Genomic DNA, 26994 nt, shown 5'->3' with positions numbered 1-26994 from the left:
GTTTAAATACCCATTGGGACCATATACAATCCTGTATCTTCATCTTGCTTTACAACGACATCTACACCGTATATCGTCTTTATCATACTTTCTGTCACAACATCATTCGGCTTGCCTTTTGTAACAATTTCGCCGTCTTTCATAACAATGATATGATCACTATAGCGAATCGCCTGATTAATATCGTGTAATACCATAACGATTGTCAATCCTTGTGCTTCATTTAATTCTTTTACTAACTCTAATATTTCAAGTTGATAATAAATATCTAAATATGTTGTCGGTTCATCTAAAAAGAGCATTGGCGTCTTCTGAGCTAACGTCATGGCAATCCAAACACGCTGTCTTTCTCCACCAGATAAAGCATGAATTTCCTTATCACGTTTACTTAGCAAATTCGTACATGCTAAAGCCCTTTCTATTGCTTCTCTATCTTCATCAGTTTGCGAAGAAAATATATTTTTATGAGGCATACGGCCAAAGCTTGTTAATTTCTCTACCGTCATATCTGCCGGTGCTTCATTTTGTTGATGGACAACGGCTAACTTTCTAGCAAACTCTTTCGGTTTATATTGGCTAATTGCCTTCCCATCAAGTATTACCTCTCCACTACGAGGATCGTGATTTCTTGACATCACACCAAGTAATGTTGATTTCCCGCAACCGTTTGGTCCAATAATTGTTGTAATTTTACCAATCTCTATTTCACTACTAACCGACTTTAATCGATCCGTTACATTATCGTACGAAAAGGTTACATTTTTAATTTCCATGAACTTTATCACTCTTTCTAAGCAAGAATATTAAGAATGGGCCACCAATAACTGCCATAATCGTCGCTGCTGGAATTTCGTTAGGTGGCACAATTAACCTTCCAATCGTATCCGCCGTCAAAATTAATAACGCCCCTGCAAGAGCAGAAAATGGAATTAACGCTTTATGGTCTGAACCAACTAGTTGTCTTGAAATGTGCGGAACGAGTAATCCTACGAAAGCGATAACACCTGCAATTGCTGTTGATACTGCCGCTAAGAGTACTGCAATGGCAGAAATAATAAGACGAACTCTCGTCACGTGCAAGCCTAAGTTTTTTGCAGTCTTATCTTGTAGAGATAATAAGTTACACCAAGCTCCGACAAACAGTGCAAGAATAAGACCAATTGTTCCATAAGTAACCATTATTTCTACATCGCCCCACGTCTTCATCGTTATATTAGAAGTCGTCGTTTGCTTAATACTCTTAATGAAGTATCCACAAATCGTAATGAACGATTCATTTAATCCAGTGAACATCGCATTAATGGCAATACCAATTAAAATAATGCGAAGCGGACTTAATCCTGATTTCCATGAAAACGAATAAACGAGATAACACGCAAACGCACCACCTAGAAAGGCGAATACCGGCGTCCAGAAAAAGAATTGCGGGAATAGCGTAATAATAACAAGTGTCATAAAACTTGCTCCTGAAGATATCCCGATTACCCCAGCATCAGCAAGTGGATTTTTCATGACAGCTTGGAAGAGCACGCCCGAAACAGCAAGAGCTGCTCCAGTAAATAGTGCAATGATAATACGTGGGAAACGTAAATCTTTAATCACTTCAACATCTTCATTTGCCCCTGTAAATATTCCTTGTACAAGGTCAATAATACCTACTTCTAAACTACCTTTCGTCGCTGACAACAAAATCATAATGATGAGTAATACAGTAACAATAAAGAAACTCCAAAATTTTTTATTCATGCTAATCTTCCTTTATATTAAAATGCATCACGGATACATCATTTTTTTCAATTCATCTAGCGCTTCAGTCGCTGCTAAATTTCCTGTCGTTCCAAATAAACGCTCTTCTAAATCGTAAACACGATTATTTTTAACTGCAGCGAAGTGTTTCCAAATATCATTTGTTTTAAATTCTTTATCAAACATTTTTACAACTTCATCAGGCATACCATGTGCCGCTCGTAAAATAATGTCTGGATCAGCTTTTTTTAAATACTCTGTATTAGAAGCTAAATACTCTACTTGTTCACCTTGTACAATGTTTTTACCACCTAATTGTTTCACTAAATCTCCAATATAAGAATGCTCTGTTGCTACTAAATAGCTCCCCGGTACACCTAATAAAATAAGCACTGTCGGTTCTTTCTTTCCCTTTACTGCTTTTTGAATCTCTGCAACCTTGTTATCTAACTTAGTTACAACTGCTTCAGCCTGCTTTTCACGTCCATATTGCTTACCTAAATTACTAATGGAATTTTGCATATTTTTTAAACTTGTTAGATCTAAAAAGTTTGCTTTCATACCTACACCATCAAAAACTGGCTTTAATTCATATTCAAGTGTTGTCACTGATAATACTTCTGACGGCTTTAATGATTTTACCTTTTCCATATCAGGACTCATCGGATTCCCAACTTCAGGTAAACCTTTATATCTCTTTGGTAAATCTTTAGTACTTGTTGGTACACCAATTAAATCTACTTCTAACGCATCCATAATTTCAGTAACAGCAACTGTCGTTGCAACAATTCTCTCTTTACCCTCACTCTTTACCTGTTTTGCTGCTTCTTTTTTGGGCGCCGAGCATCCAGCTACACTCACTAATAGAATGATAGCCATTAGTACACTAGCAATTTTCTTCACTCTCAATCACCACTCCTTTCCAAACAATATGAAACAAGTCTTGATGCATGCGAACATGCATCAAGACTCCAAAAATTACAATCTTCCTGCTCTATATTTACGAACTAGTAAAGCAAGTGACCCAAGCAATAGCACCATGTATAAACCTAGTTGTGCTGTATCTGCCGTTTTTGAGTTTTTCTCTTTTTTTGGATCATTTTTTTGATCTTCTTTTTTCTTCTTATCATCTGCATTTCGGTTAAAATCAGGATTATCTACTTTTTTTACATTATCTACTTTCGGTGTAATCACTGGATTGTTCGGATTATTTTTTGGATCCTCTTTAATTGTTCCTAACGCACCAATATTATTTGTATCAAATTGAATTTGGACATCGTAGAAATGATGGTAGTTCATCTCATCAATGTCTACTTTCACTTTTGCATTTAATTTTTTAAATAAATCTTCTACTTCAAATTGTACTACTCGCGTATTTGCATTTTTATCTTCACTTACTACTTTTGCATCAGCAAAAAGACTATTGTTTTCTGTTTGGAATTTCGTAATCCACGCACTATTTTTCAGCGTCATCTCAATGTACTTTTTACCATCTTTAACGATTAATTTTGCTGGATTTACAGTATAGTCATGCATCTTTGAAAGTTCTTCTGTTTTGTTTTTTAACACTTTAAATGTAATATCATATTGACCATCTACTAAATTTTTCGGATCAACTATTACTTTCGGTGTATTATTTCCGCCTTGGTTATCGTTTCCGCCTTGGTTATCGTTTCCGCCTTGGTTATCGTTTCCACCTTGGTTGTCGTTTCCGCCTTGGTTATCGTTTCCACCTTGGTTATCGTTTCCACCTTGGTTCCCTAAAGCTTTGATGCTATCTTGATCAAATACAAATTGAACATCGTAGAAATGGTGATAATTCATTGAATCAATATCTACTTTTACTTTTGCATTTAATTTTTTAGACAAATCATTTACTTCTACTTCTACTACTCTTGTATTTTGCTCTTTATTTTCACTTAATACTTTTGCATTAACGAACGAGCCATTCTTCTCAAAATCAAACTTTGTAATCCATGTACTATTTGTTAATGTAAACGATACATATTTCTTACCATCTTTTACTTTCAATACACCTGGGCTTTTTGTGTATGTATTCATCATTGATATTTCATCTGTTTGATCTTTTAATACTTTAAAGCCAATGCTGTATTCACCGTCTTTAAGAGCGTTTGGATCAATTGTTGTATTATTGCCTTGGTTGTTGTTTCCACCTTGGTTGTCGTTTCCGCCTTGGTTGTTGTTTCCACCTTGGTTATCATTTCCGCCTTGGTTGTCGTTTCCGCCTTGGTTGTTGTTTCCACCTTGGTTGTCGTTTCCGCCTTGGTTATCGTTTCCGCCTTGGTTATCGTTTCCGCCTTGGTTATCGTTTCCGCCTTGGTTATCGTTTCCACCTTGGTTATCGTTTCCGCCTTGGTTATCGTTTCCGCCTTGGTTGTCGTTTCCGCCTTGGTTATCTAACGGTTTAATGCTATCTTTATCAAATGCAAATTGAATATCATAGAAATGATGATAATTCATTGAATCGATATCGACTTTTACTTTTGCGTTCAATTTTTTCGATAAATCTGCTACTTCCACTTCCACTACACGCGTATCAGCTTTCGTATCTTCACTCAATACACTCGCATCAACAAACGAACCATTTTTATCAAATTCAAACTTTGTAATCCAAGCGCTATTCGTTAATGTGAATGATACATATTTTTTACCATCTTTCACTTTTAACACGCCTGGACTCTTTGTATACGTGTTCATCATTGAAATTTCTTCTGTTTGATCTTTTAAAGCTTTGAAATTGATACTGTATTCACCATCTTTAATTGTTTCAGCATCTGGTTTTTCTACTTCCGGTTTCTCTACTTCTGGCTTCTCTACTTCCGGTTTCTCTACTTCTGGCTTCTCTACTTCTGGTTTCTCTACTTCTGGTTTCTCTACTTCTGGTTTCTCTACTTCTGGTTTTTCTACTTCTGGTTTTTCTACTTCCGGTTGTTTCTCTTCATTTTTAATTTGTTCAAGTTTATCTTGTTCAAATAAAAGTTGTACATTATGTGTTTGCTTGTAACCTTGTGATGCCACTTCAATAAATACTTTTGTATTTAGTTTTTTAGATAAATCGTCTACTTCAAATTCTACTACTCTTGTATCTTTTTCTTTATCTTCACTCACTACTTTTGCATCAGCAAATGCGCCATCTTTTTCCGTTTGGAAATTTTTAATTAATGAGCTATTTTTTAACGTTACAATTGCTTTTTTCTTACCGTTTTCTACTTTTAATACCCCTGGATTTACCATGTAAGTATTCATCTTAGATTCTTCATCTGTTTGATCTTTTAACACTTTAAATGGAATGCTGTACTCTCCATCTTTAATTGTGTTAGAATTTGGTTGTTGATCTGGGTCAGGCTTTTGGTCGGGCTTCTGACTCGGATCCGGATTTTCATTTGGATCTGGCTTATTAGCTGGGTCCTCTTTTTCATTTGGTTGTTCTACATGAATCGGTGTAATACTATTTTGATCAAATGCAATACGCACATCATAGTCATGATGATAATTTAAAAAATCAATGTCTACTTTTACTTTCGCATTTAATACCTTCTCTACATCGTCCACATCGAATTCTACGACTCTTGTATCTTTTTCTTGATCTTCACTAATTACATTTGTCGCAACAAACTGACCACTTTTTTCCGTTTCAAACTTTGTAATCCATGAACTATGTTCTAACGTAAAGGATACTTTCTTTTTCCCATTCTTCACTTTTAAAGTTCCTGGACTTACAGAGTATTGATTCATCATGGATTCTTCATCTGATGTGTCTTTAAGAACTTTGAAACCGATTGAATATTCACCGTCAGCTAGTTGACTAGCAGCTTGAACTGCAAGTGGTTGTAGCGTTGATACGAATGTGAAAATCGTTAGAAACATTGCAACAACAATTTTAAAATACCTGTTCAATAGAATGACTCTCCTTTTTAAAAAATTTCCAATTATTTAATGCTGTTCCCATCAAATACAAAACGAATATCATATGAAGCGTTATAATTAATAATTGGGATGTTAATTTTCACCTTTCCTTTTAGTTTTTCTGACAAGTCAGCAACTTCAAATTCTACTACTCTAGTATTCTCTTTTTTGTTTTCACTTAAGACTGTTGTTTCTAAAAATTGACCATCTTTTTCTACTTGGAAACTTTTAATAGAAACACTATCTTTCACTTTCAATGAAACGTATTGTTTTCCATTTTTAACTGTTAATGTTGCTGGACTTTCAAAATAACTATTCATTCTAGATGATTCATCTTTATCGCCTTTCCATACAGTAAAAGCAATATTATATTTTCCATCAGCTAGTTGTGTAGCAGCTTTTGCATCTTGTAACCCTAGTGTTGCTATAAACGTAAATAAGACAGCAAATACGGCAATAATCATTTTAAATTGTTTAAACATATATTCATCGCCCTTCCAAAGATTTATTTACCTAACTTCACTTTACGAACTAAGAAAACACCTGAAATAAGAAGTAATGCTGCAAATAATCCGATACGTGCTTCATCACTTGTTTTTGGGTTATCTGTTTTTTCAGCTTTCCCACTTTCATTTGTTCCTTTATTTACATCTTTGTTTGTTTCTTTGTTTGTTTCTTTGTTTGTTTCTTTGCTCTCTTCTTTCTTCACTTCTTCTTTTACTTGTGTATTTTTTTGAGTTTGATCTTCATTTTTTGTTGCAGCAGTTTCCTTATTCTCTCCACCTACTGCTTTTACATTTGCATCAAACGCAAAGCGAATTGTGTAATTATGGTCATAATTCACATTCGGTACAACAACATGAATTTTTGCAGCTGCTGGTTTAGATAAGTCGTCTATTTTAAACTCTACAGTTCTTTTATCTGCAGATTCATCTTTACTAACAACTTTTGCATCAACAAAGTTTCCGTTCTCTGGTGCTTTAAATTCTGTAATCCAAGCACTATGATTCATCGGAATTTGCACTCTCATCTCACCATTTTTTACAATTAACTTAGCTGGTTTTTCAAAATAATCATTTGCCATTGAAGCTGAATCATTTTCTGCTTTTTGTATGACATAGTTAATATCGTAAGTACCGTCAGCTACATTTGCCGAAGCTTGTCCGAATGGCACTACGAGAAAAGCTAGCATACATACGAATGTCACAATAAAAGCGGGTAATACCGAAAACTTTCTCATTTACCTTACTGCCTCCTTGTTTTTCTTTTTTGAAAATGATAATTATTCTCAATATATAAGAAAAAAAATAATCTTTCTATCTCTATTTTATAACGAGTAACACTATGTAGTTAGAAATATATTGATTATCATTCTCATTGATAGACAAAAAAATAATCCCACCAATTTTTCCTATAAGAATAAACATAAAACTCTTTCATCATTTTATTGATTATCATTCTCAACGAATTTCAAAAAAAATAAACCGCCTAATTCTATCGTTTTATCACCTCTTCTTACAAAAATGATATAGTCATAGAAAACCTCTTCCCTTCCAATATTTCCACAACTAAGTCAATCTTAGCCTACTGGTAATTTTTTTGTCAACTATATTATATGCATTTTTTTAATATCTAAATTTCCATACATAACAGTTTTTCTACAAAATAAGAGGCTTTCTTTGAAAGAAAGCCTCTTATTTTTATTTTTCTACAGCAGCTTCTTGTTTCCGGAACACAGAAATTACATATCCGATCACAATACCAACTATAGCAGGAACTAACCAACCAATCCCTACACTATATAATGGAACCTTATCTAAAATAGGTGCTAATGCCGCAATGTGAAGATTCGCATTGTGTAATCCATCAAAGAAGCTAATCGCGAACGCTCCTACAATACCGCCTACATACATCGATAATGGAAGACGAACATAGTTTTCAACGAGTGACAATACAATAAGTACGATCCCAATTGGATAAATTGCGATTAAGATTGGTAATGCTAATGCGTTTAACTGAGTTAAACCAAGATTCGCTACCATAAATGCTAATACAGAGAAAATGAAAACAACTTTTTGATAAGAAAGCTTTGGTAATAAGGAAGAGAAATATTCTCCACAAGCAGCAACAATACCGACAGAAGTTGTTAAACATGCTGCTGTAATTGCGATGCCAAGTAATAATGTTCCGTAGCTACCAAATAAATAATTCACGACATTTGTTAAAATAATTCCCCCGTTTGCTCCCATTCCAAGTGACACACTAGAAGCTCCAAGGTAAGCAAGTGCTAAGTAAACTAATAGTAAACCAAGTGCTGCAATAAATCCTGCAAAGATTGTTACTTTCGCAATACTGTTCTTATTTGTAATACCTTTTGCTTTTAAAGCATTAATGACAACATTCCCGAAAACAAGTGCTGCAAGTCCATCTAAAGTTAAATATCCATCAATAAAACCTTTAAAGAGCGGGGCACTATACGCTTCTGTCGGTGCACCAAACTCTCCCATTGGAGTAATAATTGCTTTCGCTACGATAATTGCAATAACAGCTAATAAAATTGGAGTTAACACTTTACCGATGCGTCCCACTAATTTCGATGGGTTTAAAGCTAAATAGAACGTTACTGCAAAGTAAATAAGTGTAAAGATAACAAGTGGATATGATTGACCAGCTATTTCACTTGGTAAAAACGGTGCAATGCTCATTTCATAAGCAACAGTCCCTGTACGTGGCACACTAACAAATATGCCTAAACATAAATAAATTGCAGTAATGAAAATTAGTGCGAATACAGGATGTACACGTCCTGCTAATTCATTAATATCTCCCTTTAGAGCTATAACAATAACTCCTAATAAAGGCAGTCCTACACCTGTTACGATAAAGCCAAATAACGCAATCCATACATCTGTTCCAGCACCTTGCCCTAACGCTGGTGGGAAAATCATATTACCGGCACCGAAAAACAGTGCAAATAACATTAAGCTTATTGCAAACATCTCAGAAAACTTTAAAGATGAATTCATTTCTACTACCTCCTAATTATTTTATTGACAAAATATTCTGAATTAAAATCCGTCACATATCCTCTTTCAAGCATACTTCCCCGTAAAAGAACGCAAAAAACACCCGTCCCTAACAAAGGGACGAGTGTTGAAATCGTGGTTCCACCCTTATTCTAATAAAATGAATTTATAACGAAATAAGCTCATTTTATAGCTCGTGTAAATTGATAACGGTTTTATCCGCCAAGAATTACAATGCATCTGCAGTTCACTCTTGAAGTTTAGAGGTGGTAAGTTTGTCTTTCCGTATTAGGAAGCTCACAGCCTAAGGCTTCCCTCTCTGAAAATCGTCAAAAACAACTCATGTCCTCATCATTACTTTTATAAAATATGTTGTCGAAACTTGTTGTTTTTTATTATATGGGCTATTTTTTAAAAAATCAATAGTTTTATTTTTTCTGACAAAAAAATATAGGGAGAAAACTTTCCTCCCTATAACTGCCCTATTAATATTTCTAATTCCTTAGGTGTAATGTCTCGCCATTTTCCAGCTTCAAGCTCATTTAGCTCTATATTCATAATGCGCACTCGCTTTAGCTTTGTTACAGTAAATCCGAAAGCACGACTCATTCTACGAATTTGCCTGTTCATTCCTTGCGTTAAAACGATGCGAAATGTAGATTGATCGACTCTCGTTACTTTACACGGCTTCGTCATTCCATCTTTAATTTTCACTCCACCAGACATCTCCTCAATAAACCAATCTGTAAACGGCTTATCAACAGTGACAACATATTCTTTCTCATGCTCATGATCACCGTGCAAAATTTGATTCGCAATCGCACCGTCATTCGTTAATAAGATGAGTCCTTCCGATGCTTTATCTAATCGTCCAACAGGAAAGATTCGTTCTGGATAATCGATATAATCAATAATGTTTCCTTCAATATGTTCGGCTGCTGTACAAGTAATTCCGACTGGTTTATGGAAGGCAATATACACCTTTTCTTTCTCTTCTTTTTCAATAACCTGCCCATCAATCGTTACAATATCACCATCGCGGACGCGTGTACCGTGCGTACATATTTCACCGTTAATTGCGATACGTCCTGCTTTAATGAGACGATCTGTTTCGCGTCTTGAACAGGACTTTGCTTCGCTTATGTATTGGTTGATTTTCATGTTTTGTTCCTTTTCTTATAGATTAAAAGCGTCAATCCATGGCAATATCATTATGCCAAGATTGACGCTCCTTTACTTCGCAAAAACAACTAAATAAATAACCCCAATTACCAAAAATATTCCGCAACAAGCTAACAATACTTTTGCAAGTTTGTCCATAAACATATAATGGTTTCCCCTTTTGTTTGGTTGTTTGCTATTTTAATTCGACAACTGTTACGCCTAGGCCTCCCTCGCCCATGTCACCGTAGCGGTAGTTTTTCACGCCGCGATGTTTCTTCAAGTAATCTTGTACACCTTGGCGAAGCGCTCCTGTTCCTTTGCCGTGAATAATTGATACACGAGGATAGCTTGCAAGCTGTGCATCGTCTAAATATTTTTCAACGCGCATCATTGCATCTTCATAACGTTCGCCGCGAAGGTCTAGCTCTAACGACACGTGATAATCTCTACCCTTCACACTTGCGACTGCTTTTTTCTCAGTTTGCTTCGGTGTATTAATGTATTCCATATTGGATTCTTTCACTTTCATCTTCAGAATACCAATTTGTACGCTCCACTCTGTATCACTTACTTTTTCAAGCAATTGACCTTTTTGACCGAACGTTAACACTTTTACTTCATCACCTGCGCGTAATTGTTGTTTTGGCGCTGTGTTTTTCACGTTTACTTTTTGTTTCTTCACAAGCTCTGGCGCCGCACCTTCTAGACGGCTCTTCGCTTCAATAAGCTCATGGTCTTTCACGTTTATAAGCTGTGCTTTACGCAATTGACGAAGTTCTTGAATAATGCCTTCTGCTTCTTGCTTTGCAGCTTCGACTTTTTCTTCCCCTTCTTTTTGCGCTTTTAATAATTTTTCATCGCGCTCATCGTTAAATTCAATAATTTGACGTTGTAATTCACGATGAAGTTTTTCAGATTGCTTACGATGCTCTTCCGCTTCTTTTCGTTCGCGCTCTGCATTTTTTTGGCTTTCTTCTAGCTTTGCAATCATATTTTCGATTTTGTTCGTATCTGTACTAATATGGTTACGAGCGCGATCAATAACTCGATCAGACAAACCAAGACGCTTCGAAATTTCAAAGGCGTTACTACGTCCTGGTACACCGATTAATAATTTGTACGTTGGGCTTAATGTATTCACATCGAACTCAACGCTCGCATTAATAACTTGCTCACGATTGTATCCATATGCTTTTAATTCTGGGTAATGCGTCGTTGCAACAACGCGAGCACCACGGTTACATACTTCATCTAAAATAGAAATCGCTAGTGCAGCCCCTTCTTGCGGATCTGTCCCAGCACCTAATTCATCAAATAGGACTAAACTTTCAAAATCAGCTTTTTCTAAAATATCTACAATGTTTACCATATGAGAAGAGAATGTACTTAAATTTTGTTCAATCGATTGCTCATCACCGATATCAGCAAAGATGTTTTTAAATACACATATCTCTGATTCATCCATTACTGGGATATGAAGACCAGATTGCGCCATTAAGACACAAATACCGACTGTTTTAAGTGTAACTGTTTTACCACCTGTATTCGGTCCTGTAATAACGATTGTTGTAAAGTCTTTACCAAGCATAATGTTATTTGGTACGATAATTTCCGGATCAATAAGCGGATGGCGTGCTTGTTTTAAATCCATGTAGCGTTCATTATTTACGATTGGCTTCGTCGCTTTAATTCGCTTCGCATAAAGAGCTTTCGCAAAAATAAAATCAAGATTTGCAACTACTTCTACGTTTGATAAAACAATATCAGCTTCCACTGCTACTTCTTCCGTTAACATCATTAAAATGCGTTCTACTTCTTGTTTTTCTTTCACACGTGCTTCTTGAAGTGCGTTATTTAATTCCACGATTACTTGCGGTTCGATAAATAATGTTTGTCCAGAAGCAGATTGATCGTGAACAATACCACCATATACGCCGCGGTATTCTTGTTTTACCGGGATTACGTAGCGTTCGTTACGAATTGTTACAATTGCATCTGATAACATTTTTTGCGCGTTTGAAGAACGCGTCATGTTTTCTAATTTCTCACGAATACGGCTTTCCGCAGTACGAATTTGATTACGAATACCACGCAATTTGTCACTTGCGCTATCGACTACTTCACCGCCGTCACCAATACAATTTGTAATCTTCTTTTCTAAATCATATAAAGACACAATTTGCGCGACATGTGTTTCTAAAATTGGAAGCTCAACACCGTTGTCAATCATATCGTCAATGAAACGTTTCATTTGGCGACTACCGTACATCGTACTTGCGATTTCAATTAATTCATGAGGACTTAACATACTTCCAATTTTCGCACGCTTAATATTTGCACGAATATCAGAAATCCCTCCAAGTGGTACATGTCCTTTTAAGCGGATGACTTTCGCTGCCTCATCCGTTGTTTCTTGCAATTCCACAATTTCTTCAAAATCTGTGCTTGGCACTAAATTCTTCACTTTATCACGACCAAGTGAAGATGCTGTATGTTCAAGTAATTGTTCTTTTACTTTATTGTATTCTAATACACGCAACGTTCGTTCTAACATGTTGCAGGTCCCCCCTGTATTACTTATTACGTTTAATATAGTCTAATAAACGTTCAATATCCCATGTGTTAATCACGTTATCTTTTTGAATCCAACCTTTGCGCGCTGCTGCTACACCTGTTTCCATATCTTCTAACATTTCAAGTGTATGGGCATCCGTATTAATCGCTACTTTTACACCAGCATCTTGTGCTTGTTTTAATAATTTCGCGCTTAAATCTAGACGGTTTGGATTTGCATTTAATTCTAAAACTGTATTTGTTTCTTTTGCGAGCTGGATTAATAAATCTGTATCTACATCGTAACCCTCACGGCGCCCAAGAAGACGTCCTGTCGGATGGGCAATCATTGTGACATGCTTATTCTCAAGTGCAGTGCGAAGACGCTTCATAATCGTTTCACGGTCTTGTGAGAAGCTAGAGTGAATAGCTCCAATGACATAATCTAGTTCTGCTAATACTTCATCGTCAAAATCAAGTGTCGCATCTGGTAAAATGTCCATTTCAATCCCGCGCAAAATTGTAATGTCTGGATACTTTTCATTCATACGTTCAATTTCTTTCGCTTGTTCACGAAGACGCTCTTTCGTTAAACCGTTTGCTACTTTCAAGTATTGCGAGTGATCAGTAATTGCCATAAATTTATATCCACGAGCGCGGCACGCTTGCACCATTTCTTCAATTGAAAAAGCACCGTCACTCCACGTTGTATGCATATGTAAATCACCCTGTATATCAGAGAACTGAATTAAGTTGGGATACTCTTTAATTAATTCAATTTCTTTTCCATCTTCACGCACTTCTGGTGGGATGAATGGAAGGCCAAAGTGGGCGAAGAATGCTTCTTCTGTTTCGAATGTTTTCACTTCACCTGTCTCTAAGATTTCCACACCGTATTCACTAATTTTCTCGCCTCTATCTTTCGCAATTTGGCGCATTTTTACGTTATGGTCTTTTGATCCTGTGAAATGGTGAAGAGTTGTAATAAATTCTTCTGGTTTTACTAAGCGGAAGTCAATTGAAATATCATATTCATATTGAAGACGAACAGATACTTTCGTATCTCCACTTGCAATCACTTCAATCATATTATCAAATTGTAGTAAATGTTCACGCACTACTGCTGGCTCTGTCGTTGCAATGATGAAATCTAAGTCCTTCACTGTCTCACGAACACGGCGTAAACTACCAGCGCGTGAGAAACGAATTATTTCAGCAACATTCGACAATTTCTCCTCTATTTCCCCGGCAATAGGCAATACCATCGCAATTGGTAAACGCTCTGGACGAGAGCCTACTTGATCAATTGCTTCTAATATTTTCTCTTCTGTTTTCTTACCGAAACCTGCTAAAGCTTGTACTTTATTTTCCTCACAAACCGCTTTTAGCGATTCCATATCAACAACACCAAGTTCTTTATATAACTTAGCTACCTTTTTACCACCAAGGCCTGGTAATTTTAATAACGGTAATAAGCTACTTGGAACTTCTTTCTCAAGCTCTTGTAATACTTCAGATGTTCCCGATTCTATATATTCTTGAATAACTGCTGCTGTTCCTTTTCCAATGCCCGGAATCTTCGTGAAATCTTCAATCTCAGAAAGACTACGATCGTCACTTTCTAATGCTGCCGCCGCTTTACGGAATGCAGATATTTTAAATGGATTCGCGCCCTTTAGTTCCATAAATAGGCCGATTGTCTCTAGTAATTTGATAACTTGTTTTTTATTCACTTTCATCATTGCCCCGCCTTTCTTTCATAGAAAAAAACTTCTCTTTCCGAAAAAAGAGAAGTTACACTCTGCTACCTGTCTGCCATAGTTCCTTCACCTTTTCAGAAAGAATCGGTGTATCGTCTACAATTATTTTGCTAATTGATGATTTTTGTAATGGTGTTTGTATTTGTTCAATTGGAAGAATTGTTCCAACAATAATTAAGACAAACAGAATGATATACACTTCTAAAAAGCCAAGAAGTGCCCCAGCAACCGCATTGACTTGCTTTAAAACTGGGATTTCTGCAAACATATTCAGTAAATTACCAAGTAGTGAAAGTGCGATTTTTGTAATAATAAATAATACAATAAACGCAATTGCTTGATAGAAGACACCCTCAATATTATTCGCATCTATCCATTCTGGAACAGATACATTCTTATCGAATGGATACGGAATAAATTTCGCAAGCGTTGGCGCTAAATCTTTACAGTACCAGTATGCAACGAGGTATGCGATAATAAAGCTTGTTAACTTTACAAGTTGCAAAATAAATCCTCTGCGTAAACCGAGGAAAAATCCCATAACAAGCAATAAAATGATAATAATATCAATCATGTTTATTCCATTCCTTTTTGTGTCATACTTTCTTTCAACTTCTCATGTTCTTCTTTTAATTTTATGTAATCGTGTATGACGTTTACCGCCGTCAATACCGCTAGTCTACTCGTATCAAGCGAAGGATTCTTGGCATTGAGTTCGCGCATTTTATCATCCACAATCGCTGCTACCATGCGGATATGACTTGTACTTTCATCGCCAACAACTGAATACTGTTGGCCATATATTTCTACATTAATTCGACTTTTATTTCCCTTTTGTTGTGACAACTCACCGGCCTCCAATCACGTACAGAATCCTAAAGTTTATCATACCATGAACCATCATAATATGGAAACAGAAAGAACAATCCGATATGATAAAAATAACAACATAAAAAAGGAGCGACCATTTTGTCAAATTCTATCGTAATACAAACAAGTTCTACAGTAATTGAAGACATGAAACAACAATACAAACAAGCACTTAGCCCCAAAATTCCGCAAGGCGGTATCTTTATGGCAAAGGTTCCATCTTGCACAATTACAGCCTATAAATCAGGGAAAGTAATGTTTCAAGGTGGACGTGCTGAAGCAGAGGCTTCTCGTTGGCAAACTGTCTCTCAAACACCAAAATCAGCTGTAAAAAAATCGGTCAATTCACATCGTTATGCGCCGCCCGCTTCCATCGGCACAATGTCTATTCTAGGATCAGACGAAGTAGGTACTGGTGATTACTTCGGACCGATGACAGTAGTTGCTGTATATGTGGATGCGAAGCAAATTCCACTTTTAAAAGAACTCGGTGTAAAAGACTCCAAAAACTTAAATGATGCTCAAATTGCTGAGATTGCAAAACAACTCCTTCACGTTGTTCCTTACAGCTCCCTCGTTCTCCATAATGAAAAATATAACGAGCTATTTGATAAAGGAAACAACCAAGGTAAACTAAAAGCTTTACTACATAACAAAGCCATCACAAACTTATTGGCAAAAATCGCGCCTACAAAACCAGAAGGCATCTTAATCGACCAATTTACACAGCCTGATACATACTATAAATATTTAGCGAAACAAAAACAGGTACAGCGTGAAAATGTTTACTTCGCTACAAAAGGTGAAAGTGTCCATTTAGCAGTAGCCGCCGCTTCCATTTTAGCTCGTTACTCATTCGTAAAACAATTTGACGAACTAAGCAAAAAAGCTGGTATGCAACTTCCGAAAGGTGCTGGTAAACAAGTTGATATTGCCGCTGCTAAATTAATTCAAAAAGTCGGTAAAGAAAGACTACCTGAATTTGTGAAAGTGCATTTTGCTAATACAGAGAAGGCGTTTCGCTTATTAAAAAAATAACTACTTTTTAGTATCGACAGGATATGAATGAACTAAACAAGGCGAAAAGAATTGAATTCTTTTCGCCTTTTATGGATGAAAAATGGATAAATAGAATCTCACACGTTCCTATTTTTGTCGCACTTCTTCGTTATATCGATATATATTTAAATTTAGGACGATATATATTCACTATTCACCTAAAAAAAGAGCGTCTCCATGACTCCCTTTTTATGTTTAACTTCGTTTCTGCTTCTTATTTGATGAAGGTACTTTATAAGAACCCGTTTCATGCGTAGTCGTTCCTTGTCCTTCCACTTCCGGAGAACCTAAGCTTGATCTAGAATGGTCTGTTTTCACTTTCTTACTCATTACAATCACCCCCAAGATTACTTTTCACTTAAGAGTAAAAAACTATTCAGCATAACCATCTGAACATATACTGGCTACTCTTTTATCCTCCTATCTGTTTTTCACTAATGTCCCATAGACGTTTTGCGGCATCCTTATCCAAGGCAGCTTCAGACATTTTTCCTATTTGCTTATCGGCATAGTAATAACCACTATGATCAGTAAATTCAGTTGATTCTGCTAGCCATATTAGAGTTTCAGCACCTTCCTCGGGTGTACGAGAGAAAGGTTGCATTGCTGCCATAGTTAAGCGAGCAACCAGACCATTGTCCTGGTTAAAATTCGTATCCACTAGCCCTGGATCAAAGCTATAGGCACTAACACTCGTTCCCTCCAACCGCTGTGCCAATTCAGAGGTGAATAAAATGTTAGCCAGTTTTGTTTGCGCATAACGCATTGTGGGACCGCCCATGAACTTCTTAACACCGCGATAAAGTTGTTCTGCATCTAGATCACCGAAGTCAATTCCCTTTTTAGCCATTTTGTGACCGTGAGATGCAGTGGTAATGACACGAGCAGGAGCACTTTCTTTTAAACGCTCCAACAACAAATTAGTGAGTAAAAATGGACCTAAATGGTTTACCGCCCAGGTCATCTCCAAACCGTCCTTCGTAAGCTGCCTTGTTTGAAATAAAGCACCAGCATTATTCACTAATATATCTATTCTCGGACACCTTTCTAAAATATCAGTAGCTACCCGGCGTATAGATTGTTGGGAAGCCATATCAGCTAAAAATATATCTACCACTGCATTCCCATTCGTTACATTTTTAATTTGAGTCATAACATCATTCGCTTTTGCTTCGTTACGTGCAATGATTCCTAGTTTGGCACCGCGTTCGGCAAATACCTTAGCTGCCGCTAATCCAATACCACTTGTTGCACCAGTGATCACTATATACTTGTCACGCAATGTCCACTTTGTATGACTTGGAATTTCTCCCATTGTACAAAAACCCCTTCCCTATAAATGTCGCATTCGTTTTACTTATATATGAAGTGGGAAGGGAACTATGAACAACATCTTTTCCAATCGTGAAATACTTTATAAAATTCGGCTTGTAGTTACACCCTTTCCAATAAAAAAAGCGAGAGGAAATCCTCTCGCTTTTTTATATCTTAAAACTCTGAAGAACCTGGAGTTCTTGGGAATGGAATTACGTCACGGATGTTAGCCATGCCAGTGATATACATTAGGAAGCGCTCGAAACCTAGACCGAATCCAGCGTGTTTTGTACCGCCGTATTTTCTAAGTTCTAAGTACCACCAGTAGTCCTCTTCGTTCATACCTAATTCTTTAATTCTGTCTACTAAAACGTCCATTCTTTCTTCACGTTGACTTCCGCCGATTAATTCGCCGATGCCAGGAACTAGAAGGTCAGTAGCTGCTACTGTTTTACCATCTTCGTTCATACGCATGTAGAATGCTTTAATGTCTTTCGGATAGTCAGTTACGAATACAGGGCGTTTGAAGATTTCTTCTGATAAGTATCTTTCGTGCTCTGTTTGTAAGTCAATACCCCATTCTACTGGGTATTTGAATTCAGCACCTGATTCTTGAAGTACTTTAATTGCTTCTGTATAAGTGATGCGACCGAAGTCAGAGTTGATTACGTTGTTCATGCGCTCTAGAACTGTTTTATCAACGAAGCTGTTGAAGAAGTCCATTTCTTCTGGTGCATGCTCTAGTACGTATTTCATTGCATATTTCAGCATATCTTCTGTAAGATCCATTACATCGCCTAACTCAGCGAATGCAATCTCAGGCTCAACCATCCAGAACTCAGCTGCGTGGCGAGTTGTGTTTGAGTTTTCTGCACGGAATGTAGGACCGAATGTGTACACATCACGGAATGCTAGTGCATAAGCTTCAGCGTTCAGCTGTCCACTTACTGTTAAGTTTGTTTCTTTGCCGAAGAAGTCTTTTGATTCATCAACTTGTCCGTCCTCACCTTTTGGTACGTTGTTTAAATCTTGCGTTGTTACGCGGAACATTTCGCCAGCACCTTCTGTATCACTACCAGTGATGATTGGTGTGTGAACATGTACGAATCCACGCTCTTGGAAGAACTGGTGAATCGCAAATGCTGCTACAGAACGTACACGGAACGTTGCAGAAAATGCATTTGTTCTTGGACGTAAGTGAGCGATTGTACGTAAGTATTCAAACGTGTGACGTTTCTTTTGAAGTGGGTAATCAGAATCTGATAAGCCCTCGATATCAATTTTTTCTGCTTTAATTTCAAATGGTTGCTTCGCTCCAGGTGTTGCAATTACTGTACCTTCTACTTTAACTGAAGAGCTAAGTGGAAGTTTTGCAATTTCTTTGAAGTTTTCTAACTCTGTATCGAAAACGATTTGAACGCCTTTGAAGAAGCTACCGTCGTTTAATTCGATGAAACCAAATGCTTTTGAATCACGTAAGTTACGAATCCAACCTGATACTTGTACTGTTTGACCTGCGTATTTATCTGTATCTCTATACAGACTTTTTACTAATGTGTTTTCCATAGTAAAATTCTCCTTTACTCATATATTTAAATACAAAAAAACCTTTCATCCATAAAGGGACGAAAGGTTAAACTTCGCGGTACCACCCAATTTGTCATAAAGACCAACTTTAACTCGTATGTAATACATACTTCCCGGTTTGTAACAGGCCGGATTCCCGTCTAAGTCTACTCTTGAATACAAGTTTCAATTTCGGTTAGCAACTCCAAGGTGTTCTTCACATATACCGCCTCATCAGGCTCTCACCGTCCCTGACTCGCTTTGGATTATAGTATATACTACTTTTCCTTATCATCGTCTTTCATTTTGTTAAACTAAAATTAATGTACTACATTCGAGAGAAAGATGCAAGATACCAAAAAATATATCATCGATTTTTGTAATATATCGCTTTTCCGACAATCGTGCCATAAAAAAATTGCCGGACTGAATCCGGCAATCTTTTATTACTTACGTAACTCCGCACCAAATTTCTCTTCTACCGTTGTTAATACACGGTTATGTGCTTCTGTTACTTCTTCATCTGTTAACGTACGTTCTGCATCGAAGTAGGTCATAGAGAATGCAAGTGATTTCTTGCCTTCTTCCATTTTTTCACCTTCGTATAAGTCAAATAGTGCTACGTCTTTCAGAAGTTCTCCGCCAGCTTCAGCAATGACTTGCTTCATTTCGCCAGCTTTTGTTTCTTTTGTTACGACAACAGCCATATCACGTGTCATAGATGGGAAACGTGGAATTGCTAAGTAGTAAGTTTCTTCTGCGTCTGCACCAAATACTTTTACAAGAGATAGTTCGAATACGAATGTATTTTTCACATCTAATTGTTTTTCTGCTTCAGGGTGCAATTGACCGATGAAACCAATTACTTCGCCATCTAATACGATGTCAGCTGTACGACCTGGGTGCATACCTTCACGTTTTGCTGGTGCATATGTGATTTGGTTTGCAACGCCAAGTACGTCGAATAATCCTTCTAGTACACCCTTCACAACGAAGAAGTCTACTACTTTCTTCTCACCTTGCCATGCATGGTGAAGAGCAAGACCTGTCATAACACCTGCAAGATGTTGTTCTTCTTTCGGAAGTTCTCCTGCTTCTGTCGGTAAGAAGACAGAACCTACTTCGTATAAAGCAACACTATCGTTTTTACGTGCCACATTATATGAAACAGCTTCTAATAATTGCGGTACTAAGCTTAAACGAAGTTGGCTACGCTCTTCACTCATTGGAAGTGCAAGGTTTACAGGAGCTTTTTCATTTGGCTCAACCATATATTGCTTCGCTTTATCAACGCTCGTTAATGAATACGTGATTGCTTCATATAAACCAGCACCTTCTAAGAAGCGACGTACTTTACGACGTTTCGTTTGTGCTGATGTTAATTTACCACGAGTCATTGTTCCAGAAGGTAATGTAACTGGAATGTGGTCATAACCGTATAGACGACCCACTTCTTCTACTAAGTCTTCTGAAATTGTAATATCAGGACGACGTGCTGGTACATTCACATGGAATGTTCCTTCTACTTCTGTGAATGGGAATTTTAAGTTTGTGAACATTGTACCCATTTCACTTGCAGAAATATTCGTACCTAATACACGGTTTACTTTTTCAGCAGTAACAGATACTGTACGTTCTTGTACTTGTAGGTTGTCAGCTTCTACTACACCTTCAAGTGCTTCTCCGCCAGCGTATTTTGCCATTAAAGCAGCTGCGTGTTGAATTGCTTCAAATGTACGTGTTGGGTCGATTCCTTTTTCAAAACGTGCACTTGATTCACTACGAAGACCTAAGTCTTTTGATGTACGGCGCACTGTTTGACCTGCAAAGTATGCAGATTCAATAAGAACGTTTACTGTCTCATTTGTAACTTCAGAATCCGCTCCGCCCATTACACCAGCAACAGCTAAAGCTTTTGTTCCGTTTGTAATTACAAGGTGGTGACTTTGTAACGTACGCTCTTGAGCATCTAATGTTTGAATCTTTTCGCCTTCTTTTGCAAGACGAACAACGATTTCTTTTGAACCTAATTTATCGTAATCGAATGCATGTAACGGTTGACCGTATTCCATTAAAATGTAGTTTGTAATATCAACTACATTACTAATTGGACGAATGCCAGCTGCCATAAGACGAGTTTGCATCCACATTGGTGATGGACCAATCTTTACGTTCTTCACCATTTTTGCAATATATAATGGGTTTTCTTCTTTCGCTTCTACACTTACAGAAATGTAATCAGAAGTTTTTTCTGCTGTTTCTTGTAAGTCGATAGCTGGAAGTTTTACTTCACGGCCGTAAATAGCAGCTACTTCATATGCAACACCTAACATGTTTAAGCAATCTGCACGGTTTGGTGTTAAACCAAGCTCAAGTACTTCATCATTTAAATTTAAAATTTCAAGTGCATCTGCACCAACTTCAGCATCACTTGGGAAGATGAAGATACCGTCTGCATATTCTTTCGGAACGAATTTCCCATCAATACCAAGCTCTTGAAGAGCACAAACCATACCGTGAGAAGCTTCCCCGCGTAGTTTTGCTTTTTTAATTTTGAAGTTACCAGGAAGTACAGCGCCAACTTTTGCAACTGGTACTTTTAAACCTTTTGCAATGTTAGCAGCTCCACAAATAATTTGAACCGGCTCTTCTTCACCGATATCGATTAAGCATTTGCTTAATTTATCAGCTTCTGGGTGTTTTTCACATTCTAATACGTGACCAACTACAACACCCTTTACACCTTTATTTAATACTTCAACACCTTCTACTTCAATACCACTTTTCGTGATTTTGTCTGCTAGTTCTTGTGCTGTTACATCTTTAATATCTACATACTCTTGTAACCAACGATATGATACGAACATATTTATCCTCTCCTTCCCTTACACTCGTTTGAATTGTTGTAAGAAACGTACATCATTTGTATAGAAATGACGAATGTCATCTACGCCGTATTTCAACATTGCGATACGCTCTGCGCCCATACCGAATGCGAAACCTTGATATTCTTTTGAATCATAACCAGCCATTTCAAGTACGTTCGGGTGAACCATACCTGCTCCTAAAATTTCGATCCAACCAGTCCCTTTACAAGTACCACAACCTTTACCGTGACACATCATACAAGAAATATCCATCTCTACAGACGGCTCTGTGAATGGGAAGAAACTTGGACGAAGACGAATTTCACGATCTTCACCGAACATCTTTTTCACGAATACTTGCAATGTACCTTTTAAGTCACTCATGCGAATGTTTTTATCAATTACAAGACCTTCAATTTGCATGAATTGGTGTGAATGCGTTGCATCATCGTCATCGCGGCGATACACTTTACCAGGACAAATAATTTTAATCGGTCCTTTTTCTTTATTCTTTTCCATCGTACGTGCTTGCACAGAAGATGTATGTGTACGTAGTAACGTTTCTTCTGTAATGTAGAATGTATCTTGCATATCACGCGCTGGGTGATCTTTCGGTAAGTTTAATGCTTCGAAGTTGTAGTAGTCTTTTTCTACTTCTGTTCCTTCAGCTACTTCATAACCCATACCGATGAATACATCTTCAATTTGTTCAACAACTGCTGTTAACGGATGGTGACAACCTGTTTCAACAGGACGACCTGGCAGTGTAACATCAATTGTTTCAGTAGCTAATTTCGCCTCAATTACTGCTTTTTCTAAGTTACCAATTTTGTCTTCTAGACGCGTTTGAATCGCTTCACGTACTTCATTTACTAATGCTCCCATACGTGGACGCTCTTCTGCTGATAATTTTCCCATGCCGCGTAATACTTCTGTAATTGGACCTTTTTTCCCTAAATACGCTACGCGTACGTCGTTTAAGCCCTTTAGCTCTTTCGCTTCTTCAATAAGCTCTAACGCTTTTTGCTTTAGCTCTTTTAAACGTGCTTCCATTTGGAACCCTCCTAATTTTAAAAATAAAAAAACCCCGCTCCCAAAAAGGGACGAGGTAAATTCGCGGTACCACCCTAAATTGACAGAACAAGTCTGCCCACTCATTAGTTATAACGATCAATTCTGACCGGAACGCCTTTACATATAAATGGTCCTGGCGCCAACTCCAGAGGTGAATTCACTTCCATCTACCATAAGAATGCTTTCAGTCTACGGCACTCTCTCCCTATATGGCGATTTTGTAAGCTACTCTTCTCTATCAACGTTTTTCATTAATATACTTTTATTATATGTTCAAAAAAGTTCGATACTCATTTCACCACTTTTTTATGAACATGTACTTCAACTTATTATAAGAAGTTTTTTATCGATTCGCAACTGGGCTTTGTAAATAATACGTTAAAATCCCTGCTGCAACCGCAACATTTAATGATTCTGCCCCGCCGTAAATCGGAATATACAAGTTTTGATCACTTTTCGCAAGAATTTCTTGGCGTACGCCGCTTCCTTCATTCCCTACAATTAATGCAAAACTTCCAGCCGGGGTTACTTCACCAAATGGAACTCCATTTTCAAGAGCTGTTCCATATACAGGGACATTATTTTCTTTTAACTTGTCTACCCATTCTTCTAAGTTCCCTTTCACAACCGGTAAGTGGAAAATAGAACCTTGTGTAGATCGTAGTACTTTACTATTATAAACATCAACGCACCCTTCTCCAAGCACAACGGCATGAATACCCGCTGCATCCGCTGTACGAATAATCGTTCCCAAATTACCTGGGTCTTGAAGGCCGTCTAATAAAAGAAATTTCCCATCAGTAAGAGCTACTTCTTTCTCATGTTTCTCACAAACAGCAAATACACCTTGCGTTGTTTCTGTTTCGCGAAGTACTTTTACAATTGCTTCAGGCACAATATACATTTCAACATCATTAACTGTCCAATCTTTCGGAAGATCTGTCTGATCTGAAACGATAAGTTCTGTTACAACTCCTGCCTTTAACGCTTCCTCTACTAAATGGAATCCTTCTACAAAAAATAAAGCTTTGTTATCGCGCTCTTTTTTCGTCTGCAGCTTTTTCCACTGCTTCACACGCGGGTTTTGTACTGAATCAATGTTTTTCATAATATGTATTTCCCTCTCTTCTTGTCTTATCATTATAGCCTATTTTTCATACATATTTACATAAAAAAGAACAAAAACTAACGTCAGTTTCAATTCTGAAGAAGAGGTGAAGATAATGAGTTTTAATTTACGCGGCGCGGTATTAGCGAATGTATCTGGAAATTCACAAGACCAATTACAAGAAACGATTGTCGATGCAATTCAAAGCGGTGAAGAAAAAATGCTTCCAGGTCTTGGCGTTTTATTCGAAGTCATTTGGAAAAATGCTGATGAAAATGAAAAACACGAAATGTTAGGAACACTGGAGCAAGGATTAAAAAAATAAGCAATAAAAGGTCACCTTAGAAAAAAAACTAAGGTGACCTTTTATGTCTATAAAATTTTTCTTCTCCTAAACATTTCTACTTTACTAACGCTACCCCGATGGAGTACAATATTCAAAATACATTTAAACCGATCGATTTTTTTTCATGTACATCATTAGATAAAGTGAAACTTTAATCAGTGGGGGTCCCCCCCACACTGATTATTAGTTGAACCAATCGGGCTTTTACGGGCAGTTGATTCCCCACCTAACTTCCTCGTATTCGCTAAATTTTAAGGTGGGAATCTTATTGCCCGTTAAAGCGGGATAAAAGGAGTGAATGTTTTATGCAACGTATTACGCTTGAACAAGTTTTTAAACATCACATTACACAAAAATATGTAAACCGTTCTGGAATGGTCCACGCGATTGCTGTCGCTTACCATGCGTTTCACTTAGCCAAAAAGCATCACGCCTCAGTCGATGCTGCGACAAAGGCTGGCTTCCTTCATGATATCGGACATCATACGTGGTACACAGGCGGCGAATGGGACTATGACTTGTACAAAAAGAATGATATACATGCGATTAAAGGGGCAGAAAGATCTCATAAATTGCTTATTAGATTAGGAGAACATCCTAAACTAGCAAAAGAAATTTCTGTTGCAATTCTTCTGCACACTGATTCTTTCCTACTAGAACAAACACTTGAAAGAACACCTCTACAAAATGTTATTAAGTGGGCGGATGAAGCCGATGAAGAACCAGGTGGCGCACACCATTATAGAACTATTTCTTATGAAAAAGCATTGAAAGCAATTCAGCAATTAGACCGATTGGTAGAGCGTGAATTACAAATAGAGCAAAAGAAATTGAATGACAAGGCAGAACATAGTTATCAATGAGAAAGAGGCATCACTATAGGGTGATACCTCTTTTATTATTTTGCGAAAAATACACCTTTGTATGTAATATTTAAATGTTACACTCAAAAGTAAAATACTTTATAATTAAATATACAAATATAAAGAGGTGATTTTACAAATGCAACCCGTTACACAACTTTCTAATGAGCAGAAATACTCTATGTCATGGGGACAATTTATTAGCTCCGTTTTATTCGCTTTTTTCGGAACCGGACTTATTACTGTGTTCCTCGCAATGCCCTTAACAATTTATACAGCCGGTCTTACAGATAAAAAACAAATTGCCCTGTATGAATCTATTGCAAATACTGCAAGTATCGTATTACAACTAGCCGTGTTGTTATTCTTCATTTTTAAATTCGAACCCGCAAAAAAATTACTACTAAAATCTTTTAACTTTAAAGTATTTAAAGAATGGCGTACATACGTATACTTACTTCTTTTCTTCGCTATAAACATTATACTCAATTACATCTTGTTAAATTATGTGTTCCAAGACGCAACAAAGCAGCAATCTTCCGCACTAAACTTAGACGTTTTTAAGCAGTATCAAATATTATTACTTCTCGGCTTCGCTATACTCACACCAATTTTTGAAGAGCTTATTTTCCGTGGTTTTATACTTCGCTTCTTCTCAGAACGCTTTCCATTTTGGATTGCAGCCATCATAACAAGCTTCTTCTTCGGTATCGCTCATACATACTCACTTGGAGTAATGGTAATTACTTTCTTCATGGGATTATTAATGGCTATTTTATGTAAAAAAACAAAATCCATTATTCCAGCTATGTTATTTCATATTATGAATAATATGTTAGCATTCTTGAGTTAGAAAGAGGTGTCATCGCGATACCTCTTTTATTAATTCGTATCATCACTTCTCATTTCTATCAATTTATACATATTTATTAATAATATCCAAAATAAACCTCATGTAGTAAAATATAACTCATCACCATAGAAGGAGATTATTTATGTCGAGCTTACTTTGGATTTTTTATATGCCACTTCTTGTTTTATGCGGATTTTTCGGTGGTATTTTTTTAATTATTACTAGCATTAAACATCTTAAATTATTTGTGGGTTTAATGGGGCTACTTATCCTATCTTTTGTCACACTACCTTTTGTTTTTTGGGGCATGGGGGTGAATAGCGATACGATCCTCCCTATTTCAACTACTTTATATTGGATACTGTTTTCTTTAACTGGATTATTGGCAGGATTAAATGGATTACAGGCAAAGATTAAAAGTATACGTAATATGGGATTCATTATTTTTATCGCTGGCATATTAGGGGTTATTTTCTGGGTACTTATGTCTGTAGGGGATTCATTCTATATATAATATTTTATCGGAGGTAATACAGAAGTGTTTGGAATATTAACTTGGATGGTTTTGGCTCTTACTTTGATGTTATGCCAATTCATCGTTGGCATTTTTTTAATTATTGCTGGCATTAAATATCGTAAATCACTTACTATTATAGCTGGTTTAATTAGCATATCGCTTATTGTTGTTCCTATCATTTGTATAGGTTTTGGAATAGATTTAGAGGGGATGGTTCCAATTTCAGGAACTTTATATTGGTGTTTCTTCTCTTTAGCTGGACTATTAGCTATTATAAGTGGAAGACAAATATCCAGCATTCGTGCTATGGGAACAATTTTGTTTATAACAGGGCTGTGCTCCGTAGCTGGTTATCATTTTTTATATCTTACTCTTTAAAAA

General features: G+C 36.9%; 24 protein-coding genes and 3 other annotated features. Of the genes, 6 read left to right on the top strand and 18 right to left on the bottom strand.

The window, feature by feature from the left end; translation table 11 throughout:
• Positions 1 to 2 precede the first annotated feature (2 nt).
• The 12 genes from MHH66_RS04095 to zapA all read right to left on the bottom strand — a co-directional run bounded on the left by MHH66_RS04095 (position 3) and on the right by zapA (position 15022).
• Entirely contained in the window at positions 3 to 773 is a 771-nt protein-coding gene (locus MHH66_RS04095; RefSeq protein ID WP_002088890.1) for an ABC transporter ATP-binding protein, read from the bottom strand.
• The gene (locus MHH66_RS04090; RefSeq protein ID WP_078185040.1) at positions 763 to 1746 is read right to left on the bottom strand and encodes a FecCD family ABC transporter permease; all 984 of its coding nucleotides are present in this window, start codon (positions 1744 to 1746) and stop codon (positions 763 to 765) included. Before MHH66_RS04090 ends, MHH66_RS04095 begins: the two co-directional genes overlap by 11 nt.
• 27 nt (positions 1747 to 1773) lie before the next feature.
• Positions 1774 to 2655 carry a heme ABC transporter substrate-binding protein IsdE gene (isdE, locus tag MHH66_RS04085; protein WP_078185041.1) on the bottom strand — a complete coding sequence of 294 codons (882 nt, stop codon included), beginning with the start codon at positions 2653 to 2655 and terminating at the stop codon, positions 1774 to 1776.
• A 69-nt stretch (positions 2656 to 2724) separates the two neighbouring features.
• A complete protein-coding gene (locus MHH66_RS04080) occupies positions 2725 to 5664 on the bottom strand; it encodes an NEAT domain-containing protein (protein WP_078185042.1) in 2940 nt (979 codons plus the stop codon).
• A gap of 32 nt (positions 5665 to 5696) precedes the next feature.
• Positions 5697 to 6155 (bottom strand): NEAT domain-containing protein, encoded by a 459-nt coding sequence (locus MHH66_RS04075; protein WP_002067448.1) that lies wholly within the window; start codon positions 6153 to 6155, stop codon positions 5697 to 5699.
• A gap of 23 nt (positions 6156 to 6178) precedes the next feature.
• Positions 6179 to 6913 (bottom strand): heme uptake protein IsdC, encoded by a 735-nt coding sequence (gene isdC, locus MHH66_RS04070; protein ID WP_078185043.1) that lies wholly within the window; start codon positions 6911 to 6913, stop codon positions 6179 to 6181.
• Between the two features lie 460 nt (positions 6914 to 7373).
• A complete protein-coding gene (gene brnQ6, locus MHH66_RS04065; RefSeq protein WP_078185044.1) occupies positions 7374 to 8699 on the bottom strand; it encodes a branched-chain amino acid transport system II carrier protein BrnQ6 in 1326 nt (441 codons plus the stop codon).
• 113 nt (positions 8700 to 8812) lie between these two features.
• Positions 8813 to 9063: a binding site (T-box leader), on the bottom strand.
• 107 nt (positions 9064 to 9170) lie between these two features.
• Complete coding sequence (locus MHH66_RS04060; RefSeq protein WP_078185045.1) at positions 9171 to 9860, bottom strand: 23S rRNA pseudouridine(2604) synthase RluF; 690 nt, start codon at positions 9858 to 9860, stop codon at positions 9171 to 9173.
• Between the two features lie 196 nt (positions 9861 to 10056).
• Positions 10057 to 12417 (bottom strand): endonuclease MutS2, encoded by a 2361-nt coding sequence (locus MHH66_RS04055; protein ID WP_078185046.1) that lies wholly within the window; start codon positions 12415 to 12417, stop codon positions 10057 to 10059.
• Positions 12418 to 12436: 19 nt separating this feature from the next.
• Positions 12437 to 14155 (bottom strand): DNA polymerase/3'-5' exonuclease PolX, encoded by a 1719-nt coding sequence (gene polX, locus MHH66_RS04050; protein ID WP_033709473.1) that lies wholly within the window; start codon positions 14153 to 14155, stop codon positions 12437 to 12439.
• Positions 14156 to 14210: 55 nt separating this feature from the next.
• Positions 14211 to 14750, bottom strand: a complete 540-nt coding sequence (locus MHH66_RS04045; RefSeq protein WP_002034246.1) for a CvpA family protein — start codon at positions 14748 to 14750, stop codon at positions 14211 to 14213.
• 2 nt (positions 14751 to 14752) lie between these two features.
• Positions 14753 to 15022, bottom strand: coding sequence for a cell division protein ZapA (gene zapA / locus MHH66_RS04040; protein ID WP_002088902.1), 270 nt, complete (start codon positions 15020 to 15022; stop codon positions 14753 to 14755).
• Between the two features lie 123 nt (positions 15023 to 15145).
• On the opposite strand from zapA, the gene rnhC reads away from it, so the two are divergent.
• Positions 15146 to 16084 carry a ribonuclease HIII gene (gene rnhC, locus MHH66_RS04035; RefSeq protein ID WP_078185047.1) on the top strand — a complete coding sequence of 313 codons (939 nt, stop codon included), beginning with the start codon at positions 15146 to 15148 and terminating at the stop codon, positions 16082 to 16084.
• 216 nt (positions 16085 to 16300) lie between these two features.
• On the opposite strand, the gene MHH66_RS04030 is transcribed toward rnhC, so the two are convergent.
• The 6 genes from MHH66_RS04030 to MHH66_RS04005 form a co-directional block, all read right to left on the bottom strand.
• Complete coding sequence (locus MHH66_RS04030) at positions 16301 to 16435, bottom strand: YuzL family protein (RefSeq protein ID WP_002112167.1); 135 nt, start codon at positions 16433 to 16435, stop codon at positions 16301 to 16303.
• 82 nt (positions 16436 to 16517) lie between these two features.
• The gene (locus MHH66_RS04025) at positions 16518 to 17420 is read right to left on the bottom strand and encodes an SDR family oxidoreductase (RefSeq protein ID WP_063218387.1); all 903 of its coding nucleotides are present in this window, start codon (positions 17418 to 17420) and stop codon (positions 16518 to 16520) included.
• Between the two features lie 173 nt (positions 17421 to 17593).
• Positions 17594 to 18985 (bottom strand): asparagine--tRNA ligase, encoded by a 1392-nt coding sequence (asnS, locus tag MHH66_RS04020; RefSeq protein WP_063218386.1) that lies wholly within the window; start codon positions 18983 to 18985, stop codon positions 17594 to 17596.
• 52 nt (positions 18986 to 19037) lie between these two features.
• Positions 19038 to 19289: a binding site (T-box leader), on the bottom strand.
• A gap of 142 nt (positions 19290 to 19431) precedes the next feature.
• A complete protein-coding gene (gene pheT, locus MHH66_RS04015) occupies positions 19432 to 21852 on the bottom strand; it encodes a phenylalanine--tRNA ligase subunit beta (RefSeq protein ID WP_078185048.1) in 2421 nt (806 codons plus the stop codon).
• A gap of 18 nt (positions 21853 to 21870) precedes the next feature.
• Positions 21871 to 22905 carry a phenylalanine--tRNA ligase subunit alpha gene (gene pheS, locus MHH66_RS04010; protein ID WP_078185049.1) on the bottom strand — a complete coding sequence of 345 codons (1035 nt, stop codon included), beginning with the start codon at positions 22903 to 22905 and terminating at the stop codon, positions 21871 to 21873.
• 43 nt (positions 22906 to 22948) lie between these two features.
• Positions 22949 to 23177, bottom strand: a binding site (T-box leader).
• A gap of 92 nt (positions 23178 to 23269) precedes the next feature.
• Positions 23270 to 24067, bottom strand: coding sequence for a TrmH family RNA methyltransferase (locus MHH66_RS04005; protein WP_002015458.1), 798 nt, complete (start codon positions 24065 to 24067; stop codon positions 23270 to 23272).
• Positions 24068 to 24149: 82 nt separating this feature from the next.
• Between MHH66_RS04005 and sspI the strand changes: the two genes are divergently transcribed.
• The 5 genes from sspI to MHH66_RS03980 all read left to right on the top strand — a co-directional run bounded on the left by sspI (position 24150) and on the right by MHH66_RS03980 (position 26991).
• Positions 24150 to 24359 carry a small acid-soluble spore protein SspI gene (sspI, locus tag MHH66_RS04000; protein ID WP_000009511.1) on the top strand — a complete coding sequence of 70 codons (210 nt, stop codon included), beginning with the start codon at positions 24150 to 24152 and terminating at the stop codon, positions 24357 to 24359.
• A 326-nt stretch (positions 24360 to 24685) separates the two neighbouring features.
• Entirely contained in the window at positions 24686 to 25243 is a 558-nt protein-coding gene (locus tag MHH66_RS03995; protein WP_002067431.1) for an HD domain-containing protein, read from the top strand.
• Positions 25244 to 25382: 139 nt separating this feature from the next.
• On the top strand, positions 25383 to 26096 hold the full coding sequence (locus tag MHH66_RS03990) for a CPBP family intramembrane glutamic endopeptidase (RefSeq protein WP_078185050.1): 714 nt from the start codon (positions 25383 to 25385) through the stop codon (positions 26094 to 26096).
• Positions 26097 to 26238: 142 nt separating this feature from the next.
• Positions 26239 to 26610, top strand: a complete 372-nt coding sequence (locus MHH66_RS03985) for a hypothetical protein (RefSeq protein WP_063218383.1) — start codon at positions 26239 to 26241, stop codon at positions 26608 to 26610.
• Positions 26611 to 26634: 24 nt separating this feature from the next.
• Positions 26635 to 26991, top strand: a complete 357-nt coding sequence (locus tag MHH66_RS03980) for a hypothetical protein (protein WP_016102978.1) — start codon at positions 26635 to 26637, stop codon at positions 26989 to 26991.
• The last annotated feature ends 3 nt before the right edge of the window (positions 26992 to 26994 follow it).

It is taken from the genome of Bacillus sp. FSL H8-0492, assembly GCF_038006145.1.
Taxonomy (GTDB): Bacteria; Bacillota; Bacilli; order Bacillales; family Bacillaceae_G; genus Bacillus_A; species Bacillus_A mycoides.
This window is presented reverse-complemented; position numbering and strand designations above follow the sequence as displayed.

Coding starts and splice junctions, on each gene's coding strand:
- sspI (WP_000009511.1), top strand. CDS start 24,150: ATGAGTTTTAATTTACGCGGCGCGGTATTAGCGAATGTATCTGGAAAT.
- asnS (WP_063218386.1), bottom strand. CDS start 18,985: ATGGAAAACACATTAGTAAAAAGTCTGTATAGAGATACAGATAAATAC.
- MHH66_RS04075 (WP_002067448.1), bottom strand. CDS start 6,155: ATGTTTAAACAATTTAAAATGATTATTGCCGTATTTGCTGTCTTATTT.
- MHH66_RS03990 (WP_078185050.1), top strand. CDS start 25,383: ATGCAACCCGTTACACAACTTTCTAATGAGCAGAAATACTCTATGTCA.
- MHH66_RS04025 (WP_063218387.1), bottom strand. CDS start 17,420: ATGGGAGAAATTCCAAGTCATACAAAGTGGACATTGCGTGACAAGTAT.
- pheS (WP_078185049.1), bottom strand. CDS start 22,905: ATGGAAGCACGTTTAAAAGAGCTAAAGCAAAAAGCGTTAGAGCTTATT.
- MHH66_RS04055 (WP_078185046.1), bottom strand. CDS start 12,417: ATGTTAGAACGAACGTTGCGTGTATTAGAATACAATAAAGTAAAAGAA.
- MHH66_RS03995 (WP_002067431.1), top strand. CDS start 24,686: ATGCAACGTATTACGCTTGAACAAGTTTTTAAACATCACATTACACAA.
- MHH66_RS04030 (WP_002112167.1), bottom strand. CDS start 16,435: ATGAGTAAGAAAGTGAAAACAGACCATTCTAGATCAAGCTTAGGTTCT.
- MHH66_RS04090 (WP_078185040.1), bottom strand. CDS start 1,746: ATGAATAAAAAATTTTGGAGTTTCTTTATTGTTACTGTATTACTCATC.
- MHH66_RS04095 (WP_002088890.1), bottom strand. CDS start 773: ATGGAAATTAAAAATGTAACCTTTTCGTACGATAATGTAACGGATCGA.
- MHH66_RS04060 (WP_078185045.1), bottom strand. CDS start 9,860: ATGAAAATCAACCAATACATAAGCGAAGCAAAGTCCTGTTCAAGACGC.
- polX (WP_033709473.1), bottom strand. CDS start 14,155: ATGAAAGTGAATAAAAAACAAGTTATCAAATTACTAGAGACAATCGGC.
- pheT (WP_078185048.1), bottom strand. CDS start 21,852: ATGTTCGTATCATATCGTTGGTTACAAGAGTATGTAGATATTAAAGAT.
- brnQ6 (WP_078185044.1), bottom strand. CDS start 8,699: ATGAATTCATCTTTAAAGTTTTCTGAGATGTTTGCAATAAGCTTAATG.
- MHH66_RS04005 (WP_002015458.1), bottom strand. CDS start 24,067: ATGATAAGACAAGAAGAGAGGGAAATACATATTATGAAAAACATTGAT.
- MHH66_RS03985 (WP_063218383.1), top strand. CDS start 26,239: ATGTCGAGCTTACTTTGGATTTTTTATATGCCACTTCTTGTTTTATGC.
- isdC (WP_078185043.1), bottom strand. CDS start 6,913: ATGAGAAAGTTTTCGGTATTACCCGCTTTTATTGTGACATTCGTATGT.
- MHH66_RS04045 (WP_002034246.1), bottom strand. CDS start 14,750: ATGATTGATATTATTATCATTTTATTGCTTGTTATGGGATTTTTCCTC.